Consider the following 11,806-nt stretch of genomic DNA (forward strand, 5'->3'; position numbering starts at 1 on the left):
GTGGACAGCCATACCTCTGAACTATGGCAGCAAATTCTATCCATCATACAAACCAAGCTGAGTAAGCCGAGTTACGACACTTGGTTTAAGGCTACCAAGGCAGCGAAACTAAATGACCACTCCATTGTGATTTCTGCACCGACAACTTTTGCCGTGGAATGGCTTGAAAGCCGCTATACCAAGTTAGTCGGAGCAACGGTTTATGAGATTTTGGGCAAACATTTAGAGGTCAAGTTCGTTATTGAAGAGAACAAGCCCGCCGAGGTCGACCTTCAGCAACAACCTCAGCAGCAGCCGGTCGTTCAAGAAGAAGCTGTATCCCATATGCTGAATCCCAAATATACATTCGATACATTTGTCATTGGATCGGGGAACCGTTTTGCCCACGCGGCATCGCTGGCCGTCGCCGAGGCGCCGGCCAAAGCTTACAATCCGCTGTTTCTATACGGTGGTGTAGGTCTGGGGAAAACGCATCTGATGCATGCTATCGGTCACTATATTTTGGAGCATAATCCGACCAGCAAGGTCGTTTATTTATCGTCGGAGAAGTTTACGAACGAGTTCATTAATGCCATCAGGGACAACCGCGGAGAGAGTTTCCGGAATAAATATCGCAACATTGATATTTTGCTCATTGATGATATTCAATTCATTGCGGGCAAGGAATCGACGCAAGAGGAATTTTTCCATACGTTCAACGCGCTTCATGAGGAACGCAAGCAGATTATAATCTCAAGCGATCGACCGCCTAAAGAAATTCCAACGCTGGAAGAACGGCTACGCTCTCGCTTCGAGTGGGGACTTATTACGGATATTCAACCGCCGGATTTGGAGACGAGAATTGCTATTCTTCGGAAAAAGGCGCGGGCAGAAAACCTGGATATTCCTAATGAGGCCATGATGTATATTGCAAATCAAATTGATACAAACATCCGTGAGCTGGAGGGGGCGCTCATTCGCGTTGTCGCTTATTCTTCCTTAACCAATCAGGATGTATCAAGCCATCTCGCGGCTGAGGCGTTAAAGGATATTATCCCATCCAGCCGTCCAAAAATGATCACGATTCAGGATATACAGCATCAAGTCGGGGAATTTTATAATCTACGGCTAGAGGATTTTAAAGCGCGTAAGCGGACGAAGGCTGTAGCTTTTCCACGGCAGATTGCCATGTATCTTTCCCGTGAGCTAACCGACTATTCCTTGCCGAAAATCGGCGAAGCTTTTGGTGGACGTGATCACACGACTGTCATTCATGCTCACGAAAAAATCTCCAAATCCATTCAAGTGGATCAGGATCTATTTAAAGTTATCAACAACCTAATAGAAAAAATCAAAAATCCAACCTGAACAAGTTCAGAGCCTATACACAATTTATACACATGTGGATAGGCTTGATTTTATTAGGGTTACAGATAGTTATCCACATATTCAGTGCGCCTATTACTATTACTAATATATTTTAAAGATATACATCACCTATATAAGGCCCGCGTCAACGCGTGCTTGCAGGATTAAAACCCGTAGGAGGAACTTATGAAGATTAGCATTCTGAAAAACGTTTTGAACGAGGCTATACAACATGTATCCAAAGCGATATCCAGTCGGACCACCATTCCAATTCTGAGTGGTATTAAGCTGGATGTGAATCACCAGGGAGTCACACTGACCGCCAGCGATACAGACATCTCTATTCAATCCTTTATTCCGATGGAGGATGGTGACCAAACTGTCGTTCAGATCGAACAACCTGGCAGTGTAGTGCTGCCCGCTAAATTCTTTGTCGAAATTATTAAAAAGTTGCCGTCTCAGGAGATCCGCATGGAGGTAAAAGACCAATTCCAAACCTTTATCTCATCCGGTGCTACTGAAATTCAAATCGTTGGTTTGGACCCTGAGGAATTCCCGGTGCTGCCCAACATTGAAGAAAATCAAGTCATCTCTGTGCCAGGTGATTTGCTTAAAAATATGATTAAACAGACGGTATTCTCCATCTCTACCCATGAAACGACACCTATTTTGACGGGTGTATTGTGGAATCTGGCTGAGGGTGAATTGAAATTTGTCGCCACGGACCGCCACCGCCTTGCCACCCGCAGCGCTCATTTGGAGACCTCTGAAGGCTTGCGTTTTAGCAATGTTGTCATTGCAGGTAAAACGCTCAATGAGCTGAGCAGAATTATTCCGGATCAAAATATGCTTGTGGATATCGTCGTAGCGGACAATCAGGTATTATTTAAGGTGGATCGCGTGTTATTTTATTCCCGCATCTTGGACGGCACCTATCCTGATACTTCTAGAATTATTCCGACTTCCTACAAAACAGAACTGGTTGTGGACACAAAAAGTTTGAGCGAGTCTATTGACCGTGCTTATTTGTTGTCCCGTGAGGAAAAAACGAATATTGTAAAAATGCAATCGTTGGAAAACGGTGATCTAGAGATTTCCTCCAGCTCATCTGAGCTTGGTAAAGTGCGTGAGGAAGTAAATGTGTCTAAATTTGAGGGAGAGCCACTCAAAATCTCGTTCAACTCCAAATATATGCTCGACGTGCTGAAGGTGATTGACAGCGAGCAGCTGACGATTGCTTTTACTGGCATTATGAGCCCCATTATTTTAAAACCGGCAGATTCCAGCAATGCGCTGTACATCATCCTGCCATATCGCACAACCAACTAGCGTCACCCACCCGAACAAGCGAAAGGATGAACAGGCCTTGAAACCAATATCTATACAGACCGAATACATCAAGCTCGATCAATTTTTGAAATTAGCCGATTGTGTATCCACAGGAGGCATGGCTAAAGCCCTGCTGCAGGAGGGACAAGTCCGCGTTAATGGTGAGCCAGAAGAACGTCGGGGGAGAAAATTGTACCCAGGCGATACCGTAGAAGTAGAGGACATTGGACGTTTCGAGGTTACGGCAGGAGCATGATCGCCTGAACGGCAAGGACTCCTTTTAGGTGCGGAATAACAAGGGGGACCCTATGTGTTTGTGAACAACATTGTTTTGCAGCAGTACCGGAACTATCAACAGCTGGAGCTGAATGAATTCGGGCCCGTTAATTTGCTGATCGGACAAAATGCGCAAGGCAAAACGAATCTGGTTGAGGCGATTTTTGTATTGGCTTTAACTAAAAGTCACCGAACGTCCCGCGATAAGGAATTAATTTCTTTCGGGGCTACTTCCACCCATCTAGCTGCCGATGTGGATAAAAAATACGGGAAAATCAGATTGGATCTCTCGTTATCCACACAAGGCAAAAAAGCAAAGATCAACGGGCTAGAGCAGCGAAAGCTGAGCGATTTTATCGGTTCGTTAAACGTGGTCATGTTTGCGCCCGAAGATCTGGAAATTGTCAAAGGAACACCGGGGGTTCGCCGCCGGTTTCTTGACATGGAAATCGGACAGGTTGCGCCAGGATATTTGTATCATTTGCAGCAATATCAGAAAGTGCTGGTTCAGCGAAATAATCTGCTCAAGCAAGCTTGGGGTAAAGATATGGCGTCCGTGCAGCTGATGCTGGAGGTATGGAATGAGCAACTTGTTGAGCATGGTGTTAAAATTGTAAAAAAGCGGAAACAATTTATAACAAAGCTACAAAAGTGGGCCCAAGCCATTCATGAAGGGATTGCAGGGGGGACAGAAGAGTTAAAATTAACCTATGTTCCCTCCTTCGGTGAGCCAGAGGAAGAAGATGAAGCTGTCTTATTGGAGCGATTTATGATAAAGTTATCCCAAATGAGGGAACAGGAAATCCGCCGTGGCATGACTTTGGCGGGACCCCATCGTGATGATTTGGCCTTTGCCATTAACGGCAGAGAAGTGCATACGTATGGCTCTCAGGGGCAGCAGCGGACGACGGCCCTGTCTTTGAAGCTGGCCGAAATAGAATTAATTCATGAGGAAATTGGGGAGTATCCTATCCTGCTACTGGATGATGTATTGTCTGAGCTGGACCCCTATCGTCAGACTCAACTGATCGAGACTTTCCAAAGCAAGGTACAGACCTTTATCACGGCAACCGGGATTGAGACGTTGAACGCAGAACGACTTAAGGGTGCCCATATTTATCACGTCCACGACGGGCATGTGGAACACTAAGGAGTGAGTGACTGCTATGTATATTCATCTGGGTGGAGAAAAGATCATCCGCTCGTCCGAGCTTGTGGCTATTTTCGATATCTCGATTGAAAAATCCTCTAAAATCTCCAAACAATACGTGAACCACGCCCAACAGCAAAAGCATGTCGAGATGATTGGCGAAGAGGAAGCCAAGTCCATCGTAGTGACTCAGAATACGGTGTATTATTCCCCCATCTCCTCAACAACACTCAAAAAGCGGGCAAACCAGTTTGTTGCCAATGCTTAACCATAGAAATCTATAGAAGTAGGTGAAAGGCATGTCTATGAATCAACCGTCTTATGATGCGGGCGAGATTCAGGTCCTCGAAGGCCTGGAAGCGGTTCGGAAACGTCCCGGGATGTATATTGGCTCCACGAGCGCCAAGGGGCTCCATCATCTGGTCTGGGAAGTTGTGGACAACAGTATTGACGAAGCGCTGGCGGGTTATTGTAACAGCATTCAAGTTGTCGTTCACAAAGATAATAGCATTACCGTTACAGATAACGGCCGCGGTATTCCGGTAAGTGAACACGCCAAAATGAAAAAATCAGCGCTGGAAGTCGTAATGACCGTACTTCACGCAGGTGGTAAATTCGGAGGCGGAGGGTACAAGGTGTCTGGTGGTCTGCACGGGGTTGGTGTATCCGTGGTGAACGCGCTCTCCAGCAAAATGATTGTTCATGTTAAACGGGATGGACATGTATATGAGCAGGAATACCATCGTGGTGCTCCACAGTATGATGTCAGAGTCATCGGTGACACTGAAGAGACAGGTACCCAAACGACCTTCTATCCAGACGAACAAATCTTTACCGAAACGACCGTATATGACTATGATACGCTGCAGACGCGGATTCGTGAGCTGGCTTTCTTGAACAAAGGCATTGCAATTAGCTTGACCGATGAACGGACAGGCGCCAGCGATACATTCCACTATGAGGGTGGAATCAGTGAGTATGTGCAGTTTCTGAATCAAAAAAGAGAAGCCCTGCATGAACAGCCGATTTATGTCGAAGGCTCTCGTGACATGATTCAAGTCGAAGTTGCATTGCAATATAACGACAGCTATACCGAGAATATTTATTCTTTCGCCAACAATATCAATACTCATGAGGGCGGAACTCATGAATCAGGTTTCAAGAGTGCATTAACCCGGATTATTAACGATTATGCACGCAAAAATGGCTTAATTAAGGACAACAATGCCAATTTGACTGGTGACGATGTACGCGAAGGTTTGACAGCGATTATCTCCGTCAAAATTCCTGAACCACAGTTTGAGGGTCAGACTAAAACAAAGCTTGGCAACAGTGAAGTTCGAGGAATTGTCGAGTCCCTGTTCGCAGAGAAACTTCAGGAATTTCTGGAGGAGAACCCGTCCGTCTCCCGCCGTGTAGTTGATAAATCGTTACAAGCAGCTCGTGCCCGGGAAGCAGCACGCAAAGCGCGTGAACTTACACGTCGCAAAAGTGCGCTGGAAATCAGTTCGCTCCCAGGTAAGCTGGCGGATTGCTCCTCTAAGGATGCTTCGATCAGTGAACTGTACATCGTCGAAGGTGACTCAGCAGGGGGATCGGCCAAGCAGGGGCGTGATCGTCACTTTCAAGCGATTTTGCCAATTCGCGGTAAGATCCTGAATGTGGAAAAGGCACGCTTGGACCGTATTTTGTCCAGTGATGAAATACGGTCAATGGTAACAGCAATGGGTACAGGGATTGGAGATGATTTTGACATCAGCAAAGCCCGTTACCACAAGGTTATTATCATGACAGATGCCGATGTCGATGGTGCTCATATTCGCACATTGTTGCTGACATTCTTCTATCGCTACATGCGCAAAATCATTGATGCAGGCTATATATACATTGCTCAGCCACCACTATTCAAAGTTGAGCGTAACAAAGTTGTGCGTTATGCGAACTCTGAAGCGGAACGTGACGAGATCATCAAGGAATTTGGAGAAAATGCGAAGTACAATGTACAGCGCTATAAAGGTTTGGGTGAGATGAATGCGACCCAACTTTGGGAAACCACGATGGACCCAGAGAGCCGTACAATGCTGCAGGTAACTGTCAGTGACGCGATGCTGGCTGATACACTGTTCAATACCTTAATGGGTGACAATGTAGAGCCTCGCCGTGACTTTATCCAAGAACATGCGAAGTACGTGAAAAACCTAGATTTCTAATGTGTGTTATTCCATCCTGATGGCTATGTTATCTGTTCATTAGGGTTGTATAAGCAAGAGTGTACAAGGGGCGCCCAAATGGGCGTCCCTTTTCTTGTCATTAACCAGCCCGGATGGATTTGAATATTTAATTTCAATGTTTTAGGCCTTTTTCTTAGAGCGTACAGGTTTACCTGTGGATGCCGTATACCGGCCGTAGCCTACTGCATATCTGAATATTTTATGATAGAGGCTTTTATTTGGGAGGGAAGCGAACACTTTGATGGCTGGTCTTGTATTGACCTCCAAAATCCATGGATAGTTTTGCTGGTCCAATCCCACATCTAACCCGATTTCCCTTAAACGAGGGTATCTTTTTTGTAGCTGCCAGGCTACTCGCTCTCCCATTTTCGATAATTTTTGCTCCAGTCGTACGGCTTCCTTTACATCCATATATGGAGCCACCAGTTCATTGAAAAAACGCGTTGTCCCACCGCTGTGATGATTGGTGACGACTTTGTCAGGAGCAGCTACACGTCCTACAATAAGCGTTGTTTCCCAGTGATGTCTCAAGTTCATCTGGGTCAATACCCTCAGATCGAAGGGACGGGCTTCATGCTGAAGAAGAGGAATTCCGCGCTGTATCAGATATGGACGTTTCTTTATACGAGAAGAAACCACCCTATGCAGCTCATCCAGGCTTTCAAAGGTGAGGATATCTACTTCATAGCGAAGTACATACCAAGTTCTCTCCTCGATGATTCCTTCTTCTGTCGGCGGAAGCTGCTCTGTCTGCCTTTCTGCACGCATAACCCCTTTGCCGTAGGTACCATTATCCGGCTTAATATAGACAGTTCCATACACCGCCAACATTTCATTCAGATGCTCAAACGTGTACAAACGTGTTTCCGGTATATAAGCGGCCAATGTCGGATGGGGAAGAATGGCATTTGTTTTGGCCCACTTACTGGATACTCGCTGAATAGACAAGTATTCTCATCCCTTTCTTTTCGAATTATGAGTCATGTACCTGGAATTCACACCCTTTAACAAAACAAGGGAAACTAAAGGACAAGCGCGTAAAACAATGATATAATAGAGAAATACGGCGTTTTTCGGAATTTTGCTAAGTAGAACCCTGACCGTATACGTATTGTATGTGGAAAAGGCCCTTAGGGTGGGGGCTAATCCCCAGTTCAGGGGAATTTGTTATAATCAGGGCTTGTAAGTTGTACAAGAAAATAGCAATCTGCTACAGGCAGAAGGGGAATGACGAGGGTTTTACGCTGTAAAGAGGACAAATGCGTTTAATTGTGCTCTTTTTGTGAAAGTAATATAATTATACAGATGAGGATTTCAGCCAAAATCCTGCGCAAGGAGCGGAGTATATAGGCAGTGTCTTGTTAGGCTTTTCACATAGAGAGCGCTGTATTGAAGGATGAGAAGGAGGACCAGCATGGCGGATCAAAATAACTCGCAAATCATCAATAGGGATATCGGAGTGGAAATGCGCGAATCCTTTATGGATTATGCCATGAGTATTATTGTTAGCCGTGCCTTGCCTGATGTGCGGGACGGACTGAAGCCGGTACACCGTCGTATTCTGTACGCGATGTCCGAGCTAGGCATGTCGCCAGATAAGCCTTATAAAAAATCGGCAAGAATCGTCGGTGAAGTTATCGGTAAGTATCACCCTCATGGTGATACGGCTGTATATGATACGATGGTGCGGATGGCGCAGGATTTTTCCTTGCGTTATATGTTGGTGGATGGACACGGTAACTTTGGCTCCGTGGATGGAGATATGGCAGCAGCAATGCGTTACACTGAAGCACGGCTGTCCAAGATTGCCATGGAAATGCTCCGTGATTTGAACAAAGAGACCGTTGATTTTATGCCTAACTACGATGGTGAAGAGAACGAGCCTGTCGTATTGCCTGCACGTTATCCTAACTTGCTGGTTAACGGTGTCGGCGGGATTGCAGTTGGTATGGCAACCAACATTCCTCCGCATAACTTGGGAGAGGTTATCGATGGTGTACAAGCACTGATCGAAAACCCTGACATTACGCCGATGGAACTTATGGATTACATTCAAGGGCCCGATTTCCCGACAGCAGGTTATATCTTAGGTCGCTCAGGCATTCGTCAGGCGTACCAGACTGGCCGCGGATCTGTGACTATGCGTGCGAAGACCACCATAGAGGAAATTGGCAATAAAGCACGGATTATCGTGCATGAGCTGCCTTACCAAGTGAATAAGGCTCGTCTGGTCGAGAAAATTGCTGAACTAGTACGTGACAAGCGTATTGAGGGCATTACGGATCTTCGCGATGAATCCGACCGTACGGGTATGCGTATTGTGATCGAGTTGCGTAGAGATGTGAACCCGAACGTCGTTCTGAATAATTTGTTTAAACATACGGCCATGCAGTCCAATTTCGGTATCAATATGCTTGCGATTGTAAACAATGAGCCGAAGATTTTGAACCTGAAAGATGTCTTGTATTATTATCTCAAGCATCAGGTTGAGGTTATTCGTCGTCGGACAGAATTTGATCTGAAAAAAGCCGAAGCTAGAGCACATATTCTGGAAGGCTTGCGTATTGCTCTTGACCATCTGGACGAAGTTATTTCCTTGATTCGTTCTTCCCAAACTGCAGAAGCAGCCCGTGAAGGACTGATTGAGCGTTTCTCACTGACTCTTGAGCAGGCTCAGGCTATTCTCGATATGCGTCTGCAACGCTTAACCGGTTTGGAACGTGAGAAGATCGAGAACGAATATAACGAGCTAATTCAAAAGATAATGGAATACCGCGAAATTTTGGCGAATGAGCATCTGGTACTCAACATCATTAGCGAAGAGCTGAATGAGTTGAAAGGACGCTTCGCCGATGAACGTCGCACTGAAATTACAGTGGGTGAAGAAAGTATTCTGGATGAGGATCTCATTCCGCGTGAAGACGTTATTATTACTGTAACCCATACTGGATATATCAAACGCCTCCCTGTTACTACGTATCGTAGTCAAAAACGCGGTGGTCGTGGTGTAGTAGGTATGGATACCAAAGATGAGGACTTCGTAGAGCATCTGTTCATTACGAATTCACATCATCATTTGTTATTCTTTACGGACAAGGGCAAGGTATACCGGATTAAGGCCTATGAGATTCCGGATTTAAGCCGGACAGCTCGGGGGACACCGATTATTAACCTGATTCAGATTGAGCAGGGTGAGTCGATCAATGCAGTAATTCCAATTGAGGAATTTGTGGAGGATAGTTATCTATTCTTTGCGACCCAACATGGGATTATTAAGAAAACACCTCTTGATGACTATGCGAATATCCGCAAAGGCGGCCTAATTGCCATTAACTTGCGTGAAGATGACGCCCTGATCGAAGTGAAGCTGACTGATGGACAGCAGGAAATGATTATCGGTACAGCACAAGGTATGTCTATCCGTTTCCCTGAAAGTGACGTACGATCTATGGGGCGTAGCGCTACAGGAGTTAAAGGGATTAGTCTTGACGAAAGCGATGCTGTAATCGGCATGGATATCGTCAATACCGACCTGGATATTCTGATCGTAACGGCCAAGGGTTATGGCAAACGTACCCCTGCTGTGGATTATCGTATCCAGAGCCGTGGAGGCAAGGGGATCAAGACGATTAACGTTACCGATAAAAATGGTCCAGTGGTCGGCCTCAAGGTAGTAAAAGCGGAAGAGGACTTGATGATTATTACAGCTAGTGGCACCTTGATCCGGACTAGCATGGGGGAAATCTCCACGATGGGTCGGAATACGCAAGGGGTAAGATTGATTAATATTCGCGATGATGATTCGGTTGCAACGGTTTGTCGGGCGAACAAGAATGAGGAGCAAGATGAACTGCTTGAGGATTTATTAGAGGATGGAGGAACTGGTGAGGAGCCAACTCTGTCATCTGCTGAACCAACTCTTGGAGCGAATGCAGAAGATACGGAAGGTAACGGTTCAGAATCTTCTGGGGACGAATAAGCCCTGAATATAGAAGCAACACATTTAGATTGAAGAGACTCTCTGGCTATTTGGTCAAGAGAGTCTTTTTTTCTTGTTCAGGTTGACCAATTCAGACTAGCACGTTTTAAATGGCATAAAATGAATGTACAGGATCATTTCCAAGTAATATAATGACATCATAACTGGCAGCTGGAGCAGCTGTTGTGAGAACAGAGAGGTTGACCATGACAACTGTACCCGTATCCGAATTAAAAGCAGGACTTAAATTGCAAAGCGACGTTTTTACTGAAATGGGCAGCTTGCTGCTACCGAAAGGTCGTATTTTGCTACCACGTGACTTAGAGATTTTAGAGGCGTTCCTGATTCAACAAGTAGAGGTAGGGACGGATGATATTGCAAAATCCAGTAGCGAGCCTGCCACTGTTCGATCTGGGACAGCTGAATCGCAGGGAGTTTCGTTAGATGGGCGAGATGAAGCCGAACAATTCCAGGATGAGTATGACAAAATGGTGATGCTTGTTAAGAATGCGTTTCAATCCGTACTTGTCTCTAATTTATCTATATATGAGTTACGCGGACAACTGGAGTCCTTGCTGGCACATATCCAACGCTATAATGTAATGACCTATACTCCGCCTGCTATGATCGAAGTGGACTATATTTTTCACAATGCCGTGCTAACCTCCCTTACCTCTTACTCCATTGCACAATGGATTGGGTTGCCTCAAAAGGATTGGATGCAGGTGGCTTTTGCCGGATTGCTTCATGATATAGGGAATGCTAAGATGGACCCGTCCATTCTGTACAAGCCCTCCCAACTAACACGAGAAGAGCAAGAAGAAGTACGCCTCCATACATCACTAGGATACCAATTGCTTAAAAATGTGAAGGCTATTAACGAAGGTGTACGTTTGGCAGCTCTTCAGCATCATGAGAAAGTGGACGGTACTGGATATCCATTGCGCCTTAAGGGAGAGCAAATCCATATATACGCTAAAATCGTAGGGGTGGCTGATGTATTCCATGCCATGACTCTAGAAAAAACATACCGACCTGCCCAATCGCCTTATCTGGTTCTAGAGCAAATTAAATCAGAATCATTTGGAAAGCTGGACCCAAGTGTCGTGCAAGTCTTCATACAAAAGTTAACCCAATTTAATAATGGAACCAAGGTGCGTCTGAATGATAACCGTACAGGGGAAATTATTTTTGCTGATCGAGATCACCCGACTCGTCCGTTGATTCAAGTAGAGGGGGAGATCATTAACCTTATGCTTCAAAGAGAGCTTTATATCGAGTGTATTGTTACTTAACTGGGTCTTTTCAAAAAAAAATAGTTGCGCAATATAGTGAAGATATGATATATTCTTTCTTGTCGCTTCAAGTGTTGAAATAAAGAAGCGAAAAACACTTTTAAAAAAAGTGTTGACACAAACCTGAATAGCATGATATACTATAAAAGTTGCTGAGGGGAACGAGAGTTACTCTAAGGCAAACAATGAATGTTTGATC

At 45.3% G+C, this 11,806-nt stretch carries 9 protein-coding genes; 8 read left to right on the plus strand and 1 reads right to left on the minus strand.

What is annotated here, in order from left to right:
- The 6 genes from dnaA (at nt 1) to gyrB (ending at nt 6,312) form a co-directional block, all read left to right on the plus strand.
- The gene (gene dnaA, locus MKX36_RS00005; protein ID WP_013368644.1) at nt 1–1,347 is read left to right on the plus strand and encodes a chromosomal replication initiator protein DnaA; all 1,347 of its coding nucleotides are present in this window, start codon (nt 1–3) and stop codon (nt 1,345–1,347) included.
- A 186-nt stretch (nt 1,348–1,533) separates the two neighbouring features.
- On the plus strand, nt 1,534–2,676 hold the full coding sequence (gene dnaN / locus MKX36_RS00010; protein WP_016822441.1) for a DNA polymerase III subunit beta: 1,143 nt from the start codon (nt 1,534–1,536) through the stop codon (nt 2,674–2,676).
- 37 nt (nt 2,677–2,713) lie between these two features.
- Nucleotides 2,714–2,932, plus strand: a complete 219-nt coding sequence (gene yaaA, locus MKX36_RS00015) for a S4 domain-containing protein YaaA (RefSeq protein ID WP_016822440.1) — start codon at nt 2,714–2,716, stop codon at nt 2,930–2,932.
- A gap of 54 nt (nt 2,933–2,986) precedes the next feature.
- Complete coding sequence (gene recF / locus MKX36_RS00020) at nt 2,987–4,102, plus strand: DNA replication/repair protein RecF (RefSeq protein WP_016822439.1); 1,116 nt, start codon at nt 2,987–2,989, stop codon at nt 4,100–4,102.
- Nucleotides 4,103–4,118: 16 nt separating this feature from the next.
- Nucleotides 4,119–4,370: an extracellular matrix regulator RemB gene (gene remB, locus MKX36_RS00025; protein ID WP_007433255.1), complete on the plus strand. Its 252-nt coding sequence runs from the start codon at nt 4,119–4,121 to the stop codon at nt 4,368–4,370.
- A 31-nt stretch (nt 4,371–4,401) separates the two neighbouring features.
- Nucleotides 4,402–6,312: a DNA topoisomerase (ATP-hydrolyzing) subunit B gene (gyrB, locus tag MKX36_RS00030; protein ID WP_016822438.1), complete on the plus strand. Its 1,911-nt coding sequence runs from the start codon at nt 4,402–4,404 to the stop codon at nt 6,310–6,312.
- A gap of 141 nt (nt 6,313–6,453) precedes the next feature.
- On the opposite strand, the gene MKX36_RS00035 is transcribed toward gyrB, so the two are convergent.
- On the minus strand, nt 6,454–7,281 hold the full coding sequence (locus tag MKX36_RS00035; protein WP_016822437.1) for a YheC/YheD family protein: 828 nt from the start codon (nt 7,279–7,281) through the stop codon (nt 6,454–6,456).
- A gap of 466 nt (nt 7,282–7,747) precedes the next feature.
- Between MKX36_RS00035 and gyrA the strand changes: the two genes are divergently transcribed.
- Nucleotides 7,748–10,312 carry a DNA gyrase subunit A gene (gyrA, locus tag MKX36_RS00040; RefSeq protein WP_016822436.1) on the plus strand — a complete coding sequence of 855 codons (2,565 nt, stop codon included), beginning with the start codon at nt 7,748–7,750 and terminating at the stop codon, nt 10,310–10,312.
- A 206-nt stretch (nt 10,313–10,518) separates the two neighbouring features.
- The gene (locus MKX36_RS00045; RefSeq protein ID WP_031462543.1) at nt 10,519–11,607 is read left to right on the plus strand and encodes an HD-GYP domain-containing protein; all 1,089 of its coding nucleotides are present in this window, start codon (nt 10,519–10,521) and stop codon (nt 11,605–11,607) included.
- The last annotated feature ends 199 nt before the right edge of the window (nt 11,608–11,806 follow it).

This window comes from Paenibacillus sp. FSL W8-0439 (assembly GCF_038008995.1).
GTDB lineage: Bacteria > Bacillota > Bacilli > Paenibacillales > Paenibacillaceae > Paenibacillus > Paenibacillus polymyxa.

What these genes read in the sequence shown, in the direction of transcription:
- dnaN (WP_016822441.1), top strand. Translation starts at nt 1,534, where the DNA reads ATGAAGATTAGCATTCTGAAAAACGTTTTGAACGAGGCTATACAACAT.
- remB (WP_007433255.1), top strand. Translation starts at nt 4,119, where the DNA reads ATGTATATTCATCTGGGTGGAGAAAAGATCATCCGCTCGTCCGAGCTT.
- gyrB (WP_016822438.1), top strand. Translation starts at nt 4,402, where the DNA reads ATGTCTATGAATCAACCGTCTTATGATGCGGGCGAGATTCAGGTCCTC.
- gyrA (WP_016822436.1), top strand. Translation starts at nt 7,748, where the DNA reads ATGGCGGATCAAAATAACTCGCAAATCATCAATAGGGATATCGGAGTG.
- MKX36_RS00045 (WP_031462543.1), top strand. Translation starts at nt 10,519, where the DNA reads ATGACAACTGTACCCGTATCCGAATTAAAAGCAGGACTTAAATTGCAA.